The 21165-nt window shown below is 62.6% G+C and carries 25 protein-coding genes; 11 read left to right on the forward strand and 14 right to left on the reverse strand.

The genetic code is table 11. The features are described 5' to 3' along the window. Positions 1 to 143: 143 nt before the first annotated feature. A complete protein-coding gene (locus AC0J5Z_RS18915) occupies positions 144 to 803 on the reverse strand; it encodes a cyclodeaminase/cyclohydrolase family protein (protein ID WP_475035426.1) in 660 nt (219 codons plus the stop codon). 91 nt (positions 804 to 894) lie between these two features. On the opposite strand from AC0J5Z_RS18915, the gene AC0J5Z_RS18920 reads away from it, so the two are divergent. Continuing rightward, the gene (locus tag AC0J5Z_RS18920) at positions 895 to 2121 is read left to right on the forward strand and encodes an amidohydrolase (RefSeq protein WP_475035428.1); all 1227 of its coding nucleotides are present in this window, start codon (positions 895 to 897) and stop codon (positions 2119 to 2121) included. Here the strand turns inward: AC0J5Z_RS18920 and AC0J5Z_RS18925 are convergent. The 4 genes from AC0J5Z_RS18925 to AC0J5Z_RS18940 all read right to left on the reverse strand — a co-directional run bounded on the left by AC0J5Z_RS18925 (position 2118) and on the right by AC0J5Z_RS18940 (position 5171). Continuing rightward, on the reverse strand, positions 2118 to 2399 hold the full coding sequence (locus tag AC0J5Z_RS18925; RefSeq protein ID WP_475035432.1) for a hypothetical protein: 282 nt from the start codon (positions 2397 to 2399) through the stop codon (positions 2118 to 2120). The genes AC0J5Z_RS18920 and AC0J5Z_RS18925 overlap by 4 nt on opposite strands. Then, entirely contained in the window at positions 2389 to 2841 is a 453-nt protein-coding gene (gene fliS, locus AC0J5Z_RS18930; RefSeq protein ID WP_475035436.1) for a flagellar export chaperone FliS, read from the reverse strand. The genes AC0J5Z_RS18925 and fliS overlap by 11 nt, the downstream gene beginning before the upstream one ends. 3 nt (positions 2842 to 2844) lie before the next feature. After that, positions 2845 to 4227 (reverse strand): flagellar filament capping protein FliD, encoded by a 1383-nt coding sequence (gene fliD, locus AC0J5Z_RS18935; protein ID WP_475035440.1) that lies wholly within the window; start codon positions 4225 to 4227, stop codon positions 2845 to 2847. Positions 4228 to 4334: 107 nt separating this feature from the next. Further along, a complete protein-coding gene (locus AC0J5Z_RS18940; protein WP_475035442.1) occupies positions 4335 to 5171 on the reverse strand; it encodes a flagellin N-terminal helical domain-containing protein in 837 nt (278 codons plus the stop codon). A gap of 236 nt (positions 5172 to 5407) precedes the next feature. Between AC0J5Z_RS18940 and AC0J5Z_RS18945 the strand changes: the two genes are divergently transcribed. Genes AC0J5Z_RS18945 through AC0J5Z_RS18960 form a run of 4 tightly spaced genes read left to right on the forward strand, consistent with a single transcriptional unit; the run spans position 5408 to position 8630 of the window. Beyond that, the gene (locus AC0J5Z_RS18945; protein WP_475035444.1) at positions 5408 to 5890 is read left to right on the forward strand and encodes a flagellar protein FlgN; all 483 of its coding nucleotides are present in this window, start codon (positions 5408 to 5410) and stop codon (positions 5888 to 5890) included. Between the two features lie 32 nt (positions 5891 to 5922). After that, positions 5923 to 7356: a flagellar hook-associated protein FlgK gene (gene flgK, locus AC0J5Z_RS18950; RefSeq protein ID WP_475035446.1), complete on the forward strand. Its 1434-nt coding sequence runs from the start codon at positions 5923 to 5925 to the stop codon at positions 7354 to 7356. A 3-nt stretch (positions 7357 to 7359) separates the two neighbouring features. Continuing rightward, the gene (gene flgL / locus AC0J5Z_RS18955) at positions 7360 to 8247 is read left to right on the forward strand and encodes a flagellar hook-associated protein FlgL (protein ID WP_475035449.1); all 888 of its coding nucleotides are present in this window, start codon (positions 7360 to 7362) and stop codon (positions 8245 to 8247) included. Further along, positions 8244 to 8630 carry a flagellar assembly protein FliW gene (locus AC0J5Z_RS18960; RefSeq protein WP_475035451.1) on the forward strand — a complete coding sequence of 129 codons (387 nt, stop codon included), beginning with the start codon at positions 8244 to 8246 and terminating at the stop codon, positions 8628 to 8630. The genes flgL and AC0J5Z_RS18960 overlap by 4 nt, the downstream gene beginning before the upstream one ends. 98 nt (positions 8631 to 8728) lie before the next feature. On the opposite strand, the gene AC0J5Z_RS18965 is transcribed toward AC0J5Z_RS18960, so the two are convergent. Both AC0J5Z_RS18965 and AC0J5Z_RS18970 read right to left on the reverse strand, forming a co-directional pair. Further along, the gene (locus tag AC0J5Z_RS18965; RefSeq protein ID WP_475035453.1) at positions 8729 to 8944 is read right to left on the reverse strand and encodes a hypothetical protein; all 216 of its coding nucleotides are present in this window, start codon (positions 8942 to 8944) and stop codon (positions 8729 to 8731) included. A 158-nt stretch (positions 8945 to 9102) separates the two neighbouring features. Continuing rightward, positions 9103 to 10116: an NAD(P)/FAD-dependent oxidoreductase gene (locus AC0J5Z_RS18970; protein WP_475035455.1), complete on the reverse strand. Its 1014-nt coding sequence runs from the start codon at positions 10114 to 10116 to the stop codon at positions 9103 to 9105. A 103-nt stretch (positions 10117 to 10219) separates the two neighbouring features. On the opposite strand from AC0J5Z_RS18970, the gene AC0J5Z_RS18975 reads away from it, so the two are divergent. Further along, positions 10220 to 10801: a helix-turn-helix domain-containing protein gene (locus AC0J5Z_RS18975; protein WP_475035457.1), complete on the forward strand. Its 582-nt coding sequence runs from the start codon at positions 10220 to 10222 to the stop codon at positions 10799 to 10801. 2 nt (positions 10802 to 10803) lie between these two features. Here the strand turns inward: AC0J5Z_RS18975 and AC0J5Z_RS18980 are convergent, their stop codons facing one another. After that, positions 10804 to 11106, reverse strand: a complete 303-nt coding sequence (locus AC0J5Z_RS18980) for a helix-turn-helix domain-containing protein (protein WP_475035459.1) — start codon at positions 11104 to 11106, stop codon at positions 10804 to 10806. Between the two features lie 66 nt (positions 11107 to 11172). On the opposite strand from AC0J5Z_RS18980, the gene map reads away from it, so the two are divergent. Then, positions 11173 to 11952, forward strand: coding sequence for a type I methionyl aminopeptidase (gene map / locus AC0J5Z_RS18985; RefSeq protein WP_475035462.1), 780 nt, complete (start codon positions 11173 to 11175; stop codon positions 11950 to 11952). A 99-nt stretch (positions 11953 to 12051) separates the two neighbouring features. Here map and AC0J5Z_RS18990 read toward each other — a convergent pair whose 3' ends face one another. Beyond that, the gene (locus tag AC0J5Z_RS18990; protein ID WP_475039783.1) at positions 12052 to 13314 is read right to left on the reverse strand and encodes an HNH endonuclease; all 1263 of its coding nucleotides are present in this window, start codon (positions 13312 to 13314) and stop codon (positions 12052 to 12054) included. 385 nt (positions 13315 to 13699) lie between these two features. Between AC0J5Z_RS18990 and AC0J5Z_RS18995 the strand changes: the two genes are divergently transcribed. From AC0J5Z_RS18995 to AC0J5Z_RS19005, 3 genes are read left to right on the forward strand one after another with little or no spacing between them, the layout of a single operon-like run. Beyond that, complete coding sequence (locus AC0J5Z_RS18995; RefSeq protein ID WP_475035464.1) at positions 13700 to 13843, forward strand: hypothetical protein; 144 nt, start codon at positions 13700 to 13702, stop codon at positions 13841 to 13843. Between the two features lie 11 nt (positions 13844 to 13854). Beyond that, the gene (locus AC0J5Z_RS19000) at positions 13855 to 14865 is read left to right on the forward strand and encodes an agmatine deiminase family protein (protein ID WP_475035468.1); all 1011 of its coding nucleotides are present in this window, start codon (positions 13855 to 13857) and stop codon (positions 14863 to 14865) included. 12 nt (positions 14866 to 14877) lie between these two features. Further along, positions 14878 to 16416, forward strand: a complete 1539-nt coding sequence (locus tag AC0J5Z_RS19005) for an APC family permease (RefSeq protein ID WP_475035472.1) — start codon at positions 14878 to 14880, stop codon at positions 16414 to 16416. 119 nt (positions 16417 to 16535) lie between these two features. On the opposite strand, the gene AC0J5Z_RS19010 is transcribed toward AC0J5Z_RS19005, so the two are convergent. From AC0J5Z_RS19010 to AC0J5Z_RS19020, 3 genes are all read right to left on the reverse strand, one after another. Further along, on the reverse strand, positions 16536 to 17081 hold the full coding sequence (locus AC0J5Z_RS19010; protein ID WP_475035474.1) for an AMIN-like domain-containing (lipo)protein: 546 nt from the start codon (positions 17079 to 17081) through the stop codon (positions 16536 to 16538). 216 nt (positions 17082 to 17297) lie between these two features. After that, entirely contained in the window at positions 17298 to 17600 is a 303-nt protein-coding gene (locus tag AC0J5Z_RS19015; protein WP_475035478.1) for a DUF4193 domain-containing protein, read from the reverse strand. Positions 17601 to 17725: 125 nt separating this feature from the next. Continuing rightward, positions 17726 to 17941 (reverse strand): hypothetical protein, encoded by a 216-nt coding sequence (locus tag AC0J5Z_RS19020; protein ID WP_475035482.1) that lies wholly within the window; start codon positions 17939 to 17941, stop codon positions 17726 to 17728. A 142-nt stretch (positions 17942 to 18083) separates the two neighbouring features. On the opposite strand from AC0J5Z_RS19020, the gene AC0J5Z_RS19025 reads away from it, so the two are divergent. Next, on the forward strand, positions 18084 to 18782 hold the full coding sequence (locus AC0J5Z_RS19025; RefSeq protein WP_475035484.1) for a lysostaphin resistance A-like protein: 699 nt from the start codon (positions 18084 to 18086) through the stop codon (positions 18780 to 18782). A 167-nt stretch (positions 18783 to 18949) separates the two neighbouring features. On the opposite strand, the gene AC0J5Z_RS19030 is transcribed toward AC0J5Z_RS19025, so the two are convergent. Continuing rightward, positions 18950 to 19447: a DUF805 domain-containing protein gene (locus AC0J5Z_RS19030; protein ID WP_475035488.1), complete on the reverse strand. Its 498-nt coding sequence runs from the start codon at positions 19445 to 19447 to the stop codon at positions 18950 to 18952. Positions 19448 to 19566: 119 nt separating this feature from the next. Beyond that, positions 19567 to 21156 (reverse strand): o-succinylbenzoate--CoA ligase, encoded by a 1590-nt coding sequence (gene menE, locus AC0J5Z_RS19035; protein WP_475035491.1) that lies wholly within the window; start codon positions 21154 to 21156, stop codon positions 19567 to 19569. Positions 21157 to 21165 lie beyond the last annotated feature (9 nt).

Consider the following 21165-nt stretch of genomic DNA (forward strand, 5'->3'; position numbering starts at 1 on the left):
TCAGCAACAGCTATCGGCAGCACTCACATGCCCGTTAGCGAAATCGGCAGACTAATTTTGCAAACGTGGTGCGCACTTATGGAACGCCCGTTGTGGGGCCTGCTCTACACCCCTTGCCGCGGAAATGCCGCGCACACTGGGCCTCACAACCCGTCCGTCGGCGCTGCTTTCTTGTCCACGCTGGCCGTCAGCTCGTCAATCCGGTCCAAGGCATCGCTCAGCCGATTGACGGTATCCCACAGGTGAGGATGTTCTTTCCGGACCTTCTCCAAGTCATCGCCGGCAGAGGTGAGCGACCCAAGGTCGAAACTGACGTTGGTGCGGGCACCTGCGATAGCCGCCCTGAGCGCTCCGAAGGCCACCACGACGTCAGCTATCAACGCCGAATTGCCGTTTGCCGCCAGCCACCCCAGGTCTTCGATAGCGTCGATGGCCTGCTCGCCAAGCACTGCGGACGCTTTGGCCGCATCGACAGATGCACGATGGATCGCGTCTTCCCGTTCCGGGCCTGGATCCAGCCGGAAAGCGGCACCGAAGGCCTTTGAAGCCGCGGCGTCCTCATCAGCCAACTGCAGCGCGGTTTCCCGGAGCGTACGGGCGCGTGTGTGTAGCTCTGCCAGCACAACGCGCTCGCCCTCATCAGCTTCCGTGTACCCGGCAACCATCGAGGTCAGGGACGCGGCGATGGCCAGCATCACCCCGGTCCCGGCCCCGCCGCCGGGAGAACCGGTCGACTCTGCCAGAGCCCGAGTCCAGTCCTCAACTGTGGATTCCTGCGTCGTGACAGGCTGGGAATCATTCATGCCCACTAGTGTGCCCGGATTTCCCAGCTCGCGCAGATTTTGGTGTGGATACACTGGCCAGACCGACGGCGTCGAACGAAAGGGCAGACCCATGAGCATTGACCTCGAAGACCTTTACAAAGACCTCCACGCAAATCCGGAACTGTCCTTCCAGGAAGCCAGAACGGCAGGAATCGCCGAGGGCCATCTCAAAAAACTGGGCTTTACCGTGCACCGAAATATTGGTAAGACCGGCGTAGTGGGCGTCCTCGAGAACGGACCAGGTCCGGTGATCATGCTCCGTGCCGACATGGACGCGCTGCCGGTCAAGGAAGCAACGGGCCTGGACTACGCCAGCACGGTGGTCGGCGTCGATCACGAAGGCAAAGACATGCCGGTGATGCACGCCTGCGGGCATGACGTCCACGTGACGTGCCTCGTCGGAGCGGTGGAAACGCTCGCTCATCAAAAAGAGGAATGGCAGGGCACCCTTGTCGCTGTGTTCCAGCCGGCTGAGGAATGGGGTGGCGGCGCGGAAACCATGGTCACGGACGGCCTCTACGACCGTGTTCCCAAGCCCGACGTCGTCCTCGGCCAGCATGTGGCACCGTTCCCGGCCGGATGGTTTGGTATCCGGCCCGGCGTCACCATGGCGTCCGCGGATTCCCTCAGCATCACCTTGCATGGCAGGGGCGGCCACGGCTCACGCCCCGAGACCACCATTGATCCTGTCCTGATGGCCGCGGCTGCCACCGTCCGCTTGCAGGGCATCGTTTCCCGGGAACTCGCAGCCAGCGACTCGGCCGTGGTGACGGTAGGGCAGATCCACTCCGGGACAAAGAACAACATCATCCCTGAAACGGCCAGGCTGGGGCTGAGCGTGCGATCCTTCAGCAATGCCACCAGGGACAAGGTACTGGGTTCGATCGAGCGCATTGTGCAGAGCGAAGCAACAGCCTCGGGGGCAACCAAGGAACCAGAGTTCCATTACGAAGAGCACTTCCCGCTGACGGTCAACGACGTGTCGGCCGCAGGAAGGATCGAGGCCGCGTTCAGGGCAAAATTCGGAGACCACAAGGTCATCGATCCCGGCCCGGTGTCCGGCAGCGAAGACGTCGGAGCCCTGGCTAAAGCCGCAGACGCTCCCCTGGTCTTCTGGTTCCTGGGTGGCGCGGACCCTTCCCTGTTCCAAGAGTGGGCGTCAACCGGCTTGCTCCCGGACATTCCGTCAAACCACTCGCCCTACTTCGCACCAGTCATCCAGCCGACATTGGCCCGTGGATCTGAGGCCTTGGTGACAGCAGCACGGGAGTTCCTCGAGGACACAGCCAAAAGCTAGCCGCGCACGTCCAGCAGCAGCGGCCGGTCCGAGCCTGGCCCCGACGGCACGGCGTCGATGGCACTGAGCTGCGTGTCGGCGTCGTGCTTGACGCGGTTGAGGATGGTGACCGCGTCCGTCTGGGCGTCCAAAACCCGGCGGGCGCGGTCAGCCAACGACGCTGGCAATGGTCCGGCATCCAAAGGCGGTGTCCACGGGGGAACAGCTCCTCCGGAAACGGCCAGGGCTATGTCGCGTTCGAACCGCTCCAGGATGTCGGACCAGTTCTCAAGCGACACCGAGCGCCCTGCCCGTAGAGACGGGAACTGACCCAGGAACAGCAGCTGGTGCATCGGCCGACAACTGGGCGGACGCTTCATGCCAGCCCTGCCGCAACGGCTCCAAGAGCTCAATGCATTCCTTGGTCCGTTCCACATCACGGTAGATGTTGGCGCCGATCAACGCTTCCATGGAGTAGTCGTAGATGCTCGCCAGCGATGCCGCGCCATCCCAGGCGTCCAAGCGCAACGTGGACCGCAGTTCGGCAACGATGGCTTGGGCGTGCAACAGGTTCTCCCGGGCGACGTCCCAGTTGGTGCTCTCCTGCGCCAAGCGGGCACGCTTGAGGTCCAGGAGAAGCCGGTCATACAGCATGGTGAGCAGCCGCGCGGGAGGTGCGGACAGGACGGCGTCGTCGTTGTACCGGGAGAGCTGCTGGGCGCGGAGGGCGCTGTAGGTCATGGCTTATTCTCCTGTGGACTGCTTTGTGAGACTGGAAATTTGGCCGGACAACCACGCCGACTGTGCTTGGAGCCCACCGAGCATGACTTCCATGTTGGTGTACACGGCCTGGAGGGTGGCGCGGCGGGTGATGAGGCGCTGATCCCAGTCCGCGATCCTGTTGCCCAGGTCCCGGACTTCGGATTCGCGGCCCTTGATGAGGCCGGAAACCGACCCGCTGTAAGGGTCAGCAGCTGCCTTGGCGGCATCCGCCACCCGGACCGCAAGTCCCTGCACGGCAGCTTGGGCTGCGGCCGGGTCCGTGGCGAGGGCCTTGGAGAACTTCTCGGCGTCGAAGGTGAAATCGCCGTCCTTGGTGACGTTGATGCCGTACTCGGCCGGCGACTTCCCGTTGATCGGCCTGGACAGTGCGGCGAGCACTTGGTCGTTGACTGCGCGAACGGTGCTGTTGCCCGTGAATATCCCGGCTTTGGGCACGGTGGCGCCTTTGGCATCGGTGGTCTGTGACACCGCGGTGTAGATGGAGATGAATCCCAGCACGTCATTGACCGACTTGACCAGGTCTTCGGCTTTCTTGGTAATTCCGGGGACATCGCTGGCCACCGTTACCGTCACCGGGCCGTTTGTCACGGCGGAGGCTGTGACAGAGACCCCGGGAAGAACATCGGCGAAGGTATTGGTGCCGGACGTCAGCACCTGCGCAGCGGGCGTTCCTGCGTACAGTGTCGCTTTGGCGTCCTGGGCGGACTTTACGACGGCGGCACTCGGGTCAGCCATGAGGTCCGCCGCCGTTCCTGTAGTGACTTGCGCGGCAGTGCCTTGGTAGGCGGTGAAGGCACCTGCTGCTCCGGACGCGGTGGCAGCCAGTTGCAGGCGGTACGTACCGTTGCCGGCAGGGACTTTGACTGCGTGGGCGCCAGCCGACGCGGCGTTGATCGCTGTCACCACGTCATCCAAAGAAGTGCTCGCCGGAGCAATCTCGGTCTTCTTACCCGTGGAGTCAACGATCGTGAGCCGCGCCGGAGCACCGCCATCCGACGGCCACGACGACATGGCGGCTGTGACGCTGACCTGCGTCTGGGCCAGCTGTGTAACCGTGAGGTCGATCGTTCCTGCACCGGCCGCCGTCGTAGTCTTCGCGGTGACGGACGGCGAACTGCTGGTGGCCGTGAACAGGTTCAGGGCGCCCGCGGCTGCGTTGCCGGAGGCGAGCTCCTTCAGCGCTGTGAGCTTGGTGTTGAACGACTGAAGTGTGGAGATGATGGTCTGGTTGGACGCCAGCTTGGTCTTGAGCTGGGTTTGCGGCAGGGCTTCGACGGACATCAGCGAGTTGATGATCGCGGTGGTGTTCAGGCCGCTGGCGAGGCCGTCGATGGCAGTTGCCACGGGTGTCCCTTCCGGATGATGTGTGAATCAGGATGTCCGACGGCGGCTGGCCGGGCATGGGGCCCGGCCAACCGACGTCAACTCATGCGGCCAAACGCTGTGAAGGCTTAGCGCAGGAGGGACAGAACGCCCTGGCCGGACTGGTTGGCCTGAGCCAGCATTGCCGTACCTGCCTGGGACAGGATGTTGGCCTTGGTGTACTTGACCATTTCAGCGGCCATGTCCGTGTCAGCGATACGGGACTGTGCTGCCTGCAGGTTTTCGCCGGAGACGTTCAGCGTCTTGATCGCGTGGTCCAGACGGTTCTGGTTTGCACCCAGGTCCGAACGCTGGGCCGAGACCGTGGTGATCGCTGCGTCAATCGCGGTGATCGTGGTCTGCGCTGCGGCGTTGGTGCTCACGTCGAAGCCGGTGGCGCCAGCAGCGCCGGACAGGGTACCCGCAGCCGTTGCGACGTCACCGAGGGTCACTGCGATGGTGTCGTTGGCCGTACCAGCGGTACCCACCTGGATGTTCTTGGTGCCGCCCTTGAGGAGGTCGATGCCATTGAAGTTGGTGGACTGAGTGATGCGGTCCAGCTCCTTGCCCAGCGAATCGGCTTCATCCTTAATAGCGTCGCGTGCCGCACCGTTGTTGGTGTCGGATGCACCCTGGACTGCGAGGTCGCGCATGCGCTGCAGTACGGAGTGAACCTCGCCGAGGGCACCTTCAGTGGTCTGGATGAGGCTGATGCCGTCCTGGGCGTTGCGTGCGGCAACCGCGGAGCCGCTGACCTGGGACTTGAGGCCTTCCGAAATGGCAAGGCCGGCTGCGTCGTCGGCAGCACGGTTGATGCGCAAGCCGCTGGAGAGCTTCTCCATCGACTTGGACAAGGTGTCCTGCGTGGCGTTCAGGTTGCGGTAAGCGTTGTTCGCCATCAGGTTGTTGTTGATCTGCATGCCCATGAAAATTTCCTCCGTGATGTGGACTTACTGTGCGGCGGCCCATCCGTGGGCTGCCACACGCCACTATCGGCGGTCCTTTCCCTACCGGTAAGTAGAAATCCCAAGGAAAAGAATCAACGTTTTCACGGACGGAGCAGCCTAACGATGCACCGCCTGCGGCCGATAAATAAAGGGGAGTTGGCGGGAGGAACGCCATCCGTCCCGCACCCTATCGATCAGAACTGGAGTTGACCGCCGTGGCCATCCATGAACTGTCAGCCCTGCTGTGGCGCGAGCGCGAACTCCTTGATTTGCTGACCTTCAAGCTCGAGGAAGAGCAGTTGCTGCTGACTGCAGGCAAGTCCCGCTGGTTGCCGCACGGCACCCGGGAAGTGGAGCAGGTCCTGGACCGGGTATCCAAGGCGGGGCTCGCCCGTGCAGTGGAGATCGCCGCCGTCGCGGAGCAGTGGGGTGTTTCCCCGGACTGCTCGCTTGCCGAGCTGGCCGCGGCTGCGCCGGATCCCGCCTGGGCCGAGGTCCTCGCGTCCCATATGGCCGCGATGCGCCAACAGACTTCTGCCATCAAGGAACTTCGCGATGCCAACGAGCAATTCCTGCGCGCAGCCGTCCGCTCCACCCAGGAAACTCTCGCCGACCTGAAACCCTCGGCCGGCACCTACGACTCCCACGGCAGAACCGGCGAATCATCGGCAGCCCACCTCGTCGACCGGCAATTCTGACCCACCCGGTTGGACCAGCAAAGGACATTCACGTGAGCACTTTCGGCGGACTCAACACGGCCTACCGTGGCCTCACCGCAGCGCAGCAGGCCATCAACCTGGCCGGCCAGAACATCGCCAACGCGACCACTCCCGGCTACACGCGGCAGCGGCTGGAGCAGTCAGCCATCGGCGCATCGCGGCCCGTCGGCCTCAACCCGAGCGCGGGCCAGGCAGGCCAAGGCGTCTCCATCGACGGGATCGCCCGGCTGGGCAGCAGCTTCCTCGACGCCGGTGTCCGCAACACCGCGGCGCAGTCGGGTTTCGCTGGAACGCGGTCCACTGAACTGCAGCGGCTGGAAGACGCACTACAGGAACCCGGACCGCACGGAATCTCGACGGCGTTGCAAACCTTCTGGGCGTCGTGGCAGGGGGTTTCCAACCACCCGGGCGAGTCCGCTCCGGCGTCGGTCCTGCTGGAAGCAGCGGCGACGCTCAGCGAAACCGTGTCCGCCGGCTACAAGGCCTTGGATGCGCAGTGGAGCCGCGTTCGCGGCGAAGCTTCTGCCACGGTGGATGAACTGAATGCCGTGGCCGGCCGTGTGGCTGAACTCAATGCAACCATCCGCTCCGTACTGGCCACCGGCGGCTCCGCCAACGAGCTCATTGACGCCCGGAACCAGATGACGGAATCCATCGCTGCTCTGGCAGGGGGCACAGTCCGCGAAAACGCCGACGGCACCGCGGACGTGCTCATTGGAGGCAACGCCTTGGTGTCGGGAACCTCGCATCGGGAACTGAGGCTCGCGGGCCAGACATCCATGGGCGCGGGCGGGCAGCCGGCCCAGTTGGAATGGGCGGACCGCTCCGGCGTTGCAGTAGACCTCGACGGCGGACAACTCGCCGGTGCCGTGTCGCTCCTGGCCCCTGCAGCCCCCGGAAGCAAAGGTGCGGGTACTGGCGGAGCGATCGCTGAAGCAGCCGCCGCCTACAACGCCTTCGCCACACAGCTGTTGAACGACGTCAACGCCGTCCACCGAACCGGCCAGTCCTCCAGCGGCGCGGGCAACCTGGATTTTTTCACCAGTACACCGGGAGTTCCCGTTGCGCTGTCCCTCCGCGTGGTTCCTGTCAGCGCGGCGGGAATCGCTACGGGTGCCCCCGGCTCCGGTTCCCTGGATGGCAGCATTGCCGACGCCGTAGCCCAGCTCGGCTCTGCACCGGGCGCACCGGACACCTTTTGGAGCGGCGTCGTGGCGGGCATCGGCATGGCCTCCAGGTCAGCCCAACAGCACTCCCAGCTGTCAGACGCAGCGAGCGTCGCCGCCGTCGGGCAGCGTTCTTCAAGTGCATCCGTCAGCCTGGACGAAGAGAACGTGGCCCTGCTCGCCAGCCAGCACGCCTATCAGGCTGCTGCCCGCGTGATGACTGCCATTGACGAAGCCCTGGATGTTCTCATTAACCGCACCGGATTGGTGGGAAGGTAAGCCGTGCTCAATCGCGTCACCAACCAGAAGATGTCGGCCTCCGCCCAGAGGAACCTGCAGACCGCCCAGTCCCGGCTGGCCGAGCTGCAGGAACGGGCCATGACCTTGAAGAACATCAGCCGTCCCTCGGACGATCCTGCGGGCGCGGCCCAGGGCATGGCCATGCGAGCCCAACTCAGCGCGGCAACCCAGTACGGCTCCAACATCAGCGACGGAAACGGCTGGTTGGCTGCAGCAGATACTGCGCTGGGGCAATCCACCAACATCCTCAACCGTGTGCGGGACCTGGTGGTCCAGGCCTCCAACGGAACACTCAACAGCACTGCCAAGGAGGCGTTGGCCGTCGAGATCGAAGGCCTGGGCAAGGATCTCCTGACGCAGGCCAACACCCAATACCTTGGCCGCAACGTTTTTGCCGGCAGCTCGGACACAGTGGGCGCTTTCACCAACAGCACTCCCCCGTCTTATGTTGGGGCCGGCGGCAGTTCAGTGGAGCGCCGCGTGGATGCGGCACGGACAGTGCGTGTGGATTCCGACGGCGGTGCGATCTTCGGGGACGGCGCCGGCTCCGTTTTCGCCCTGGTGAGTGACGTCGTCGCCGATATCCGTTCCGGAGCGAACCCTAACGCGCGGTTGGCTGCTATTGGCGACCGGATCAAGGCCGTCATCGATGGCAGGTCCGATGTGGGCATGCGGCAAACCCGCCTCGGCCAAGCCCAGGACTCCTTGGAAGGGATGAAGGCTACGCTGGAAACTCAACGGGCCCGCGTTGAAGACACGGACTTGGGAAAGGCGGTTATGGATTTGAAATTGCAGGAAACCAACTATCAGGTGGCGCTTGCCGTGACGGCCAAGGTGCTCCAGCCTACCCTCATGGATTTCCTCCGATGAGCACGGCGTTGGCCTTCAACAGCCTCTCATTTGCCTCGCCGATGCCAGGTTTGGAGTCAGCCCAAGGGTTCTCCCTGCGCGAGGTGGCTGGCGCAACGGGCTTGTACGCGCTGGAAGTTTCGGAGCCGCGCGTCCGGATGTTCGTTGCCGATGCGGCCGTTTACGTGCCGGAGTATGCGCCCGCGGTTCCGCTGGCTGCCTTGGAGGCATTGGGGCTTTCCAGCGTTTCGGAGGCGACGGTGTTGGTGGTGGTCAACCCGACTCCCGAGAAAACCACAGTGAACCTCATGGCACCCATCTTGCTGAACCCGTTTGACGGTGCTTGCCTCCAGGTGATCTTGGACGGTGCCACATATCCTCTCCGGGTTGAGCTGACACGCTAGACGCCGCACGAGCTATTCGTATAGCCCCGGAAGCAGGAAAGGCGCCGCAAGCGCAGCGCCTTTCGTGGTTTCTTTGTACGTTTCGGTCCAGGATGTGCCTAGACTTTCTCGCGAATGCGGTCGACCCTCGGTTCGGAAACCTCGGATTCCCTGCGACGGCGGGCCAGGAAAGTCCACAGCGTTCCTTCCGTCCGCGGACGGCTCTCTGCAGGGGCTTCAGGCTCTTTAACCGGCTCAGACGTGTGCATTTCGGGCTTGCGCGCGGAGTCCTTCTTCGTGCGCCGCTCGAAGTCGTCGTAGTACGCGTAGCACATACCCAACCTCCTTCAACGGCTGTCCTTTAATCGTCCTCTCGTCAACGCGACAAGTCGACTGTTTTTTCGCAAGGGCTCAGTTGTACCGACGCCCACCCAACCAGCTCACGATGGAGTGGTCGCGGTGGTCGAACCACCCTGGACTCCGCGTTCGCGCATCAGCTCCCGTTCCGAAGCGCTGGAGACCGCGCTGCTTCCACGGCCAACCTCGTCTCCTCCGTGATGAGGTCGGCATTGATGGCTGCCCCGGCCATGACACCTGAGGCTGCGGAGGCCATGACCTGGCCCATGAGGTCCGTGACGTTTCCTGCGGCATAGACACCCGGCACTAAAGTGGCCCCGCCCATGGGATTGACTTCAACGTGGCTTCCAACCCCCATGGGGTGCTCCACGGTGGGCACGCCCAGGGATTCCAGCACGATGCTCCGGGCCTCCAGCCGTGGGCCGGTGACAACAGCTTCCACCGGAATTACCGTTCCCGAGGCCAGGACAACACCGGTCACGGCGTCATTGCTGACTTTCAATGCCTGGACGCGGCCGTCTACCACGGTAATGGAACGGGCAGCCAACTGTTCCCACTGTTCGTCCGTCGGCTCCACAGTGTCATTGACGAACAACGTGATGTCGGGGCTCCACTGGCGGAACAGCAGAGCTTGGTGCAACGCCATTGGCCCCGACCCGATGATGCCGATCTGCTTCCCGCGCACTTCCCAGCCGTGGCAATAAGGACAATGCAAAACGTCCTTGCCCCACCGTTCACGAACGCCGTGCACGTCCGGAAGCAAGTCCACCAGTCCAGTGGCGACCAGCAAACGGCGGGCTCTCACCGTTTGTCCATCTGCCAGGTCCACCTCAAAGACGAGTTCGGAACCATCCGTTGGGTCCGCCGTCGAACGTGCCCCAACTGCAGTGCCGGCCACAATGTTTGCCCCATATTGGAGCGCCTCCGCTCGTCCCAGTTCCAGCAGTTCTTTGGGATTGATCCCGTCACGGGACAGAAATCCGTGCACCCCGGCCGCGGGGGCGTTCCGCGGCTCGCCGGCGTCGATGACCAGGACGGACCTCAAGGCCCTGCCCAGGGTGACAGCAGCACTTAACCCAGCTGCGCCACCTCCCACCACAACGACGTCGTACTCCCCAACCACTCGGTTGTTCACTATTTCCGTACTCACGATGCCTCCACGCGTATCCGGCGGCCGTGCGCCGCTTATTCCATGGTTGGTCAGCATCATCAGAATCAGCAAGGAAGTTTGCCAATATGGCAAAATGGAGGGCATGACCACCGATTTCAGCACAATGCTCGACGCCGTCGGCCCTCGGCTGCGTGCCATGAGAACCCAACGCAACGTGACCCTCGCGGAAGCTTCGGAAGTTACAGGTATTTCTGTCAGCACACTCTCAAGGTTGGAATCAGGTCAGCGGAAACCGACCCTTGAGCTCCTCCTCCCCATCGCGCGGCTGCATCAGGTCCCGCTGGAAGAACTAATCGACGCTCCGGAAACGGGTGATCCGCGCATTCACCTCAAGCCGCACCTCCACGAGTGGGGAACTGCCGTTCCTCTGACCCGACGCCCCGGTGGCATCCAGGCCTTCAAAATGGTCCTCAAGGGCGGCACAGGCAAGGAGACTCCCACGCCGCAGTCACATGAGGGCTACGACTGGGTGTATGTCCTCAACGGCAAGCTGCGGCTGGTCCTGGGCGAGAACGACTTTGTCTTGAAACCAGGCGAGGTCGCGGAATTTGATACCCGCACACCACATTGGTTTGCCAGCGCCACCACAGAGCCGGTGGAGCTCCTTACCCTCTTCGGGCAGCAGGGCGAAAGGCTCCACGTGCGGGCACGGCCCAAGCGCTGAGGCTACGAAGCCAACCATTCGCGCGCGTTCCGACGGGTACTGCTCGACTCAACACCATGGTCAGGCCGGTTGATCTCGGCCCACACCTCATCGAGGGAGAGTCCGAGGACATCGGCGATTGCAGCAACAGTGGGGAAAGCCGGCGTCGCCACTCGGCCTGACTCGATCTTTCGGAGCGTTTCGGGTGAGACGCGGGCGTCGAGAGCCGTCTCCAGCATGGAGCGCTCGCCCCGGGCGCGACGCAAAAGAGCGCCGAGGCGCTGTCCACGCTCGGCCTCTGCGGGTGTAAGCGGCAACCTGACCATGGCTCCAATTGTAATACCGGGATAATATGGCCGGGATAGTTATTGGTTACACATGAAAGGCCCCGCATGATTGAGATCCTGAGCCGCACAGAATTAAGCCGCGCCAAGGAAGCCGGCGCCCTGGTCGCCAACATTTTGCACACGCTGAAGGGCCGCGCAACTGTGGGCACAAACCTCCTGGACATAGACCGGTGGGCAAAGACCATGATCCTTGAAGCCGGAGCAGTGTCCTGTTACGTCGATTACGCCCCTTCCTTCGGACGCGGGCCGTTTGGCCACTACATCTGCACCGGCGTCAATGACGCTGTCCTGCACGGATTGCCCACGGACTATGACTTGGCCGACGGCGACCTGCTGACGCTGGACCTGGCCGTCTTGAAAGACGGAATCGCAGCAGACTCTGCCATCAGCTTCATTGTTGGCGAGTCGAAGCCGGCGGAGAGTGTCGCGATGATCGAAGCAACCGAACGAGCATTGCGCGCAGGCATAGAGGCCGCCCGGCCCGGCGCACGGATCGGCGACCTCTCCTATGCCATCGGTTCGGTCCTCAGCGAGGCTGGCTACCCCGTCAACACCGAGTTCGGAGGCCACGGCATTGGCACCACCATGCATCAGGATCCGCACGTGCCGAACATGGGACGCCCCGGCCGGGGCTACAAGCTGCGCCCTGGATTGCTGCTTGCCCTGGAGCCGTGGGTCATGGCCGATACCGCCCAGCTTGTCACCGACGCCGACGGCTGGACGCTCCGTAGCGTGACAGGATGCAGGACGGCCCACAGCGAGCACACCATTGCCATCACCAATGACGGAGCCGAAATCCTCACTCTGCCGACGCTGGCTGGCTAGCCCCGGCCAGCTTGCCGACATCGCCCCGGAAGCCGAAGCCGAAGGCCTCACCTAAGCTCCGACCATGTGCTGTTGTTTTTTGCCGATGGGCCGGGCAACTCAGGGGGCAGACCCAACCGGCGCAGCTTCGGGCAGATTCGATGGCCTCGCTGCGGCGCGGACGTATCCTGGCAGCGCCGGTGCCTTGGAACGGTAGGCATGTCCTGTGGGCGTGCGGACTTCCAGGGTGTGAACGCCTTCGGTAACCGCTTTGCTCTGCCAACCAGGGTTCTCTTTTGTGTGGTTGCAGGCTTCGCACAGACCGGCGCCGTTCTCGAGGCTTGTCTTTCCTCCCGAGCGCCACGGAAGCACGTGGTCGATGTGCCTGATGGGTGCATCGCAGTACGGCGTCCGGCAGGTGTCATCGCGGGTTTCGATGAAGCGCCGGAGTCTTGTCGGGAAGAGCCTGGCCTTGGAGTCGGTAGTCAGGAGTTCTCCCGTGGCCGGGGCTGTGTAGAGCCGGCGGAGCATCACCCTGAAGTCCTCATGCTCAGGAGATTTGACCTCACCAACAAGCTCTCTTGCCCATTCGGCCGGGACAATTCCGTAACCCTGAAGCCGTGCCGGTTCGCTGTCGCATTGGAAGAGGGTCCGGTCGGTCATGACGAGCTGAAGGTCCACACCACTGATCCCGCCGGGAGTGCCGGTGACGCGTTCGACCAAGGTATCGGCCATGACCTGGCTGCGGGACCGGACAACCCCGCCGGAACGAACCGAATCAGCAGCCCGGGTCAGGGCCGCGTAGACAGCCACGCCTTGCGCGACCGGCAACAAAGCGGTCAGGTAAGTCATGGTATCCGGCGCCGGACGCAGGCTCACCGTCCGCTCGGCGGCGGCGCGGCTGGCACGCCCGGCCACCGACCGCGGATCCCGGCGGTAGGCGGCCGCTTTCGCCGCGGCAATGATCGCTTTGTCCCCTGCCCCATCGAAGGTCCCGGTGTCGGCTGCGAGTTCCTCATCCACTGCGGAACGGTCCTCAACGCTCAGGCAGGCTGTTTCCTTCACCAGCAGCGTCGCCCGCCACTCGTTCAGCCGGCCCGATTCCAAGGCCGCCAACGTCCGCGGCATCTCCGTCACAAGGGCTTTCGCCAAACCAAGGAGGCGTGACCCGCGGTTCGGTGACTCCCGCCGCGCCAACGCCACCTGAGCACCCACGCCACTTCCACGTTCCGAGGCAGGGATGCCGGCCTCGGCCTGCTCGGCGCGCTGGGCAAGATCAAACGCCACAGCAACCCGCGCCTGCAAAGCGGTAATGGCCGACTTCAAGTCCTCCAGATCACTCAATCGATCAATCAGCTCACTGGCGTCCCCACTCGGCAGCATGGAGTTCACGGCGGTAATGAGATCCTTCACCGAAGCGCCAGACACCGCCCGCCTCGCAGAGGGCTCCGTGCCCAGACCGGGCAAAGGTTCCTCGCCGGCTCCCCCGATCGGGGACGGCCACGTTGCGACCACGTCGCTCGCCTGCCTCGCCCGAATTTCATCCATACCCCCACCCTTCCAGCCACGAGCGACGATCATCAGGCCCGGGTTGTCGTATGTGGAAAACCGCCATGGAAAACCGCACACGCCGTCGTCCGCCCCACGCGCAGCTAACCGGTCATAAACGATCGGCATTCACTTCACACCTTGCGCGAGAGGGTGACTGGCATCATACTAAATGAACGCTATTCATTTAGTGACAGTCGTCTCACGGAGTAAAGCCCCCATGATTGAAATCAAACACCTGGAAGCCCCCACTTCCTTGGCCACCCAGCCGGCAATCCATGTCCGCTTGGCCGAACCGGTGGCCCTTAAGGCCCCGCTCGGCGCAAACCAAGCCCCAGCGCAACCCCAGGCAGTGTCCGCGTGAGCGCTTGGCGCATGCCTTCGGAAACGGCTCCGCAGGACCGCGTGTGGATGGCGTTCCCCACGGGTGGCTATACCCTGGGTGACACCGAAGAAGAGGCGCACGCAGCGCGTTCCACATGGGCCGCTGTCGCTAACACCATCCTGGATTTCGAGCCGGTCACCATGGTGGTAACGCCCGACGACGTCGAGACAGCCGCGCGCTATCTGGACCCTCGCGTTGAGGTCATAACCGCTGACCTCAACGATGCCTGGATGCGGGACATCGGACCGTCGTTCGTGCTGGATTCCAGCAAGCAACTGGGCGCCGTGGACTGGATCTTCAACGGCTGGGGCGCTCAGGACTGGGCCGCATGGGACAAGGACTCGCTCATCGCCGAGAACATCAGCGGCCGCGCCAACGCCAGGCACCTCCCGTCGGGGATCGTCAACGAGGGCGGTGGCATCCAGGTTGATGGTGAAGGCACCGTCCTGGTCACCGAGACCGTTCAGCTCGATATGGGCCGCAATCCTGGCCTGACCAAGGCTGACATCGAGCAGGAACTTGCCCGCACCATCGGCGCCACCCACGTGGTGTGGCTTCCTCGAGGCCTCACTCGCGACTCCGAAAAGTTCGGCACCCGCGGACACGTGGACATCGTTGCCGCGATTCCCAGCCCGGGCACCCTGCTGGTCCACTCCCAGCAGAACCCCGAGCACCCCGACTACAAGGTCTCCCGCGAGATCATCGACTTCCTGCGCACCACCCATGACGCAGCTGGCCGGGACTGGAACATCATCGAAGTTCCCGCCCCGGAAACTCTTACCGACGATGAGGGATATGTGGACTACAGCTACATCAACCACCTCGTGGTCAACGGTGGGGTTATCGCCTGCAGTTTCAACGACCCCATGGACGAGAAAGCACTCCGCATTCTCGCCGACGCCTACCCCGGACGCCGCGTGATCGGTGTTGACGCTCGCGAACTCTTCGCAAGGGGCGGCGGTATCCACTGCATTACCCAGCAGCAGCCTTCGGCCATCTAGAAAGGGCCTCACATGAGCCAGACAATCCGCCGCAGCGGCAATGAAGCTGCAGAGTCGCACGACATCAGCGGCAAGGGACTGAAGACGGGGCAGTTGGGGCTCCTCGCCGTCGTCGTTCTTGGCATTTCAACAATCGCCCCGGCGTACACGCTCACCGGCGCGCTCGGTCCAACCGTCAACGAAGTCGGGCTCCAGTTGCCCGTCATTTTCCTGATCGGGTTCATCCCGATGATCCTCGTATCGCTGGCCTACCGGGAACTCAACGCAGACTCCCCGGACAGCGGCACCACCTTCACGTGGGTCACCAAGGCCTTCGGTCCGTGGGTGGGTTGGATGGGTGGCTGGGGCTTGCTCGCGGCCAACATCATTGTCCTGTCCAACCTTGCCGGCGTCGCCGTGGACTTCTTCTACCTATTCCTTGCACAGGCCACGGGCTCACCCGAGCTCGCCGACCTCGCCTCGAACAAGCTGCTCAACGTTGCGACGTGCTTCGTCTTCGTGGCGCTGGCCGTCTGGGTGAGCTACCGCGGCCTGCACACCACCAAGATCGTCCAGTACGGCCTGGTGGGCTTCCAGTTGCTGGTACTTGGCCTGTTCGTGGCCATGGCGTTCGCCAACTGGTCGACGTCGGAAACCGCTGTTCCGTTCAGCTGGGACTGGTTCGACGTCACCAAGATCGAAACTTTCGGCCAGATCGCTGCCGGCATCTCGTTGTCGATCTTCGTCTACTGGGGCTGGGACGTTTGCCTCACGGTTAACGAGGAAACCGCCAACGGCAAGAAAACCGCCGGCCTGGCCGGAACCCTGACGGCCGTGATCGTCCTGGGCATCTACCTCCTGATCACAATCGCGACGTTGATGTTCGCAGGCGTCGGAGACACCGGGATCGGCCTGAACAACGAAGAAAACCACGCCAACGTCTTCACCACACTCGCATCACCGGTGATGGGTCCGTTCGCAATCCTCATGTCCCTCGCCGTGCTCTCCAGCTCTGCGGCGTCCCTGCAGTCCACCTTCACTTCGCCTTCACGCAGCCTGTTGGCCATGGCGCACTACGGCGCCCTGCCGGAGCGCTTCAGCCACATGAGCAAGAAGTTCTCGACGCCGGGCTTCGCCACCATTGCGGCCGGCGTCCTGTCCGCGGGCTTCTACGCCGTGATGCACGTGATCAGCGAGAACGTCCTGAACGACACCATCCTGGCCCTGGGCCTGATGATCTGCTTCTACTACGGACTCACAGCAATCGCGTGCGTCTGGTACTTCCGCAACAGCGTATTCTCCAGCGCCAGGAACTTCTTCCTGCGGCTCGTCTGCCCGCTGTTCGGTGGCGTAGGCCTGTTCGTGGTGTTCCTGCAGACCGCCGTGGACAGCTGGGCTCCTGAGTTTGGCAGTGGCTCGGAGATCTTCGGGGTGGGGCTCGTGTTCGTCCTGGGCATTGGGATCCTGGCCTTGGGTGCGGTGGTCATGCTGATCATGTCCCGCGTTCGGCCCGGGTTCTTCCGTGGCGAGACCATCCGGAAGGATACGCCGGCCCTGGTGGTTCCGGAATAAAGCGCCGGAGCAAAGCGCCGAAAACGCAGAAAAGCTGCCAGTTCGCCGGAATGACGATGATCCGGGCGAACTGGCAGCTTTCGTAGGTTTTGGCGGATCTCCCGCGCTTCCGGGAAGCCCTACCAGCGGTGGGCCACATCCACCACCAGGCGAGAACCGCCGTCGGGCCCGTCCAAGGTGAAGACCCGGAACGGAAGCCGGGCCCGGACGCCCAGCCCGATGCTCGTGGTGCCCTCAAAACTGCCCGCGTAAACGACCTGTCGGAACGTCTGGTACCCGGAGACGTTGGACAGTTCCGCCTTGGCTGCCGGCTCATAGGTCGGTTGGCTGTACTGGTTGTAGGACGGCGCCGTTACCATCACTTGCAGATCAGCGTCCCCGAGCACCGGGATGGGGTATCCGGTGGCATCCTGGGTCACCACCGGAACATACTGAACCACGTAGCCGGCCACCTTGCCGGTCATGTCAATCACCAGGCGGTCGTAGCAGGGCTGCTGACCCGTGCGAACGTTGGTGACGTTGGCGGAGCTCCAGTCGAGGTCGGCCTTGGCCATCGAACCCCATGAGATACCGCAATACGTTGCTGCCGAGGCTGGCCCCGGTGCCACCAGACCGAGTCCAGCGGCTGCTAGGACCGCTGCCAAACCCGCTCCAAATTTCCTCATTTTTTGTGCCCCCTTCAGGCGAAGTTGATACTTCAACAGTAGGAGCGCATGCGAGGGTTTGGGCGGGTTGTGGCCGCTTCGGAGCGTAACCGTTAAATGGTCTGCCGGGTGGTCACAGGAGGGTCATCGATAGCCGCTTTCAGCCGCCTTTTCCGGGTGTTTTGAGGGTCTTCGCACACATTTTCGTAACCCAAGATAACGAGACCGGGGCGTTACTTAGCCTTCACAGTCCTTGCAGTACTTAAGACCGTTCTTTTCCAGCGCAATCTGGGACCTATGGCGGACCAGGAAGCAGGAGCCACACGTGAATTCGTCCAACTGCTCCGGGACCACAATGACGGTTAGTTCTTCACCGGAAAGATCGGCACCTGGAAGGTCGATTCCTTCGGCGGTATCGTTTTCCTCTACGTCGATGACCGCAGTCTGTGCAGTGTTCCCACGGGATGCCTGAAGGGCTTCAAGCGATTCGGCGGGAGACTCTTCTTCTGTCTTGCGCGGGGCATCGTAATCAGTAGCCATTGAGGTTCGCTTTCGTTGCTGCATAGTGCCTATTCCGGCACCTCAGTGAAGCAGTTTAGGGCATATCACACGTGATAAACGAATAGTGTGCCCAACGCGACATCCTGCAGCATTCCAAGCGACTCTCAGGGCTCTGCGCGCACCCTTAGAGCATGCGATTGAATGGCTCGTGCGCTGGCCACCGTGACACCGCTCAGGGCAGGGAGCCAGCTCAAATCGGCCCTGGTTACATGCCCCGCATCTTCCTCGTCGAGCGTGCAGTCGAGAACGTAGGCGGCCTCGATCCAGGCCCCCAGAATGGAACCGATGCGGGTGGCCAGCGTGGCCAGTGAAACGATCATGCGGCAACTGTATCCACGCTCAGTTTCCGGTTGGTCACGAGCTTGTTAACTACTCGGCTAGGCTCGCATGATGAACACTCGGGGGATGCTGTTGCCAACTGATTCTGTTATCCAACCCGGAGCAACTTCCCAACCACCCCCAGTGGTATCACTGAAACAGGCATTGTGGGCTCTGATGTGGGTTGTTGTGTACGTTGCCGCAGTTGGCTTGGCAGTGGTTGCAGCGGGGTTGACTGGCCTGATTCATTTCACCGCCGAGGCCGCTGTCCCGGTCATCCTCGGAGGGGCAACAGCAGCCGCAATGTTGGCAACATACGTACATTTGATTCGCAGAAACCAGCTCAATCCAAGCATGCTCGGATTCCGACGCCTTGACGCGCGCATGCTGCACTTACTCTGGCAGATCCCGGCTGCCATACTGGTTTCCGCCTGCGCACAAGGTCTCTTCCTTGCAGGTCTTAGCCTCTTGGGAGTGGATGGCGCTGCGGAAAATTCCTCAAACGGTGCGTTGGGCCGGGTTGCCGCACTTCCGGCGCCGCTGATAGGCCTGACCGTCCTGATCGTTGCTGTGTTGACTCCCCTTTGGGAAGAAGTCCTCTTCCGAGGAGCCTTCCTCAGCGGGTTGTCGAAACGTTGCAGACCGTTTGCAGCCGTGGCAATATCAGCGGCAATCTTTGCCGCTGTCCATCTCGTCCTGCTGACCTTCGTTTATCTCTTTGTGCTCGGCGTCGCCCTGGCGCTGCTGAAGAGATTCCATCAGAACCTCTGGGCGCCGGTACTTCTGCACTCCGTCAACAACGCTTTGGTGCTGCTTGTCATCTTGTCGGCTACGCAAAATTAGCCACGCTGCAAAGCCTGCTGGCACCCTCCAGTGAGGGTACAAAGCGCATGGCCTCGCGGATGAACTTTTCTTCATGGGTACAGCTTGCGCGGCACGAAAAAGGGCGGCAAAGGGCACGAAAAAGGGCGGCACGCGAAGTGCCGCCCCTTTACTTGGTGCGTAGTTGACTAGGCAGTCGGCTGATCAAAACGCTGACCGGCCGGGTTGGACGGCAGGAGCGCGAAGACCAGGACAGCAAGTCCACCCACAAACGGGATCAGTCCGAGAAGGGCCAGCCAGCCACTGAAGTTGCCATCGTGCAGACGACGAACCAGCAGTGCGATGGACGGGATAAGGACCGCCAGGTAGAAGGCGAAAATCAGGATGAGGCCGACGACAGCCCCGGGACCTGGAACCGTGCTGGTTCCATCGGCGCTGACAGTTGCTCCTGCGGCACCAAGAATACCGGTGAGGATCTGCAGGACGATCCCGATGACGCCCAATGCAAGGGCGACCCACCAGTATTCGCTGCGGCTGGCACGGCCACTAAATGCTGTGTACTTCTTGAAGAAACGCTTTACGGCGGCGCCAATCGGGGCGCCGTAGTACGGAGCCCACAGCGGCGGCTCGCCGGTCTGTGCACCGTACTGTTCGGTCTGTTGCGGTTGTTGCGGGTAAGTGCTCATTGGTATATCCCCCGGGTTAGGTGTGAGTCGTGATGAAGCGTCTTGCTCAGAGTGATTCGTGCCCATCGTAATGGACCAGAAGCGAATTAGGCAGTTCGATGGAGGAAATTAACCCGGATTTAGCTTGGTAACGGAATATTTCCTTCGCGGAACGGCGTATTCCGGGCGTATTGTTTTCGGAGGTCCACCTTCCGGATTTTCCCGCTGGCCGTTCGCGGCATTTCCTCGACGAACACCACGGACTTCGGGATTTTGTACCGAGCCAGCCTGCCCTCCAGATGGGAGCGCAGTTGCTCCGCTGTCAGGGTGGCTCCCTCACGCAAGGTGACGATCGCCCGGGGCACTTCGCCCCATTTCTCGTCATCAGCACCGATCACGGCCACACTCCCCACTGCGGGCAGCTCCGCGATGGCAGCTTCCACCTCGGCCGGGTAAATGTTTTCGCCCCCGGAAATGATCATGTCCTTGATGCGGTCCGAGACAAAGAGGAACCCTTCGCCGTCTTGGTAGCCCATGTCGCCGGAGCGGAACCACGAGGAATCAGAATAGCTTTCGGCGGTGGCTTCCGGCCGGTTCCAGTACTCCTTGATCACGTTGGGGCCGGAGATTTGGATTTCCCCCACCTCTCCAAGGGCAGCAACGCCGCCCAGAGGATCGGCGATCCGCACGTCCGCAAAGAAGTGTGGCAGCCCTGCAGAGCCAGCCTTCTCCTTGGACCTCTCTACCGGCAACATGGTGGCCCCGGGCGCAGTTTCGGTCATGCCATAGCAACTGGTGAACCCGATGCCGCGCTGCTCATACGCGTCCAGCACCCTCTCCGGAACGGCAGAACCGCCGCAGGTGAGCTTGTCCAGTGAGCTGAGATCCGCCGTCGACCATCCGGGATGGTCACAGAGCATCTGGAACGTAGTGGGGACACCGTTGAGCGTGGTGACTTTGTGCTGTTCCACCAGCTCCAGGACCCTGCCGGCGTCGAACTTGGATTCAAGCACCACCGTGGCGCCCTTGAGCAGCATCGGTAGCAGGCCCATATCCAGGGACGCTACGTGGAACAGCGGCGAAATCATGAGCGCCACATCGTTGCGGTTCAGGTCCATGTCCACCACCGTGTTGATGCAGTTCCAAGTGATGTTGCCGTGCGTCAGCAGGGCACCTTTGGGCTTGCCGGTGGTACCCGACGTGTAGAGGATCATGGCGGCCTCGTCGAGCGTGACGTCTTCATCGAGCGGCGCCGCAGCTGCGGCATCAAGCACCTCGCCATAGTGCTCGACGCCGGATGGCAGCTTGAGAGCGGACGCCTCAGTAACGTCGTCGGGCACCACCACAAGACGGTGGGTTATCTCTGTGTCGAGGGAGGATGCGGCGGCGATGACCTCCAAAGATGCTGAACTGACCATGAGCCGCGAGCCTGAGTCCTGCAGCTGGAACTGTAGCTCCGGGGCCGCGAGGCGGGTGTTAAGCGGGACGAAGATCGCGCCCAGCAGTCCGCAGGCGAAGAACGTCTCCACAAAAGATGGGTGATTCTCGCCGAGGTAAGCCACTCTGTCCCCCTTGGCCACTCCCCTGTCCTTGAGGGCGTTGGCCAAACGGTCGGTCCTGTCGGCGAGGTCCGCGTAGCTCAAAGTCGTCCCACCGGAAATGACAGCCGTTTTGGTCCCGGACTTGATCCGGCGCCGGTGAAGCCAGGATCCAACTCCGTTGTTGTCCATGGTGCCGTA

Source organism: Paenarthrobacter sp. TRD_SC_7, assembly GCF_056156245.1.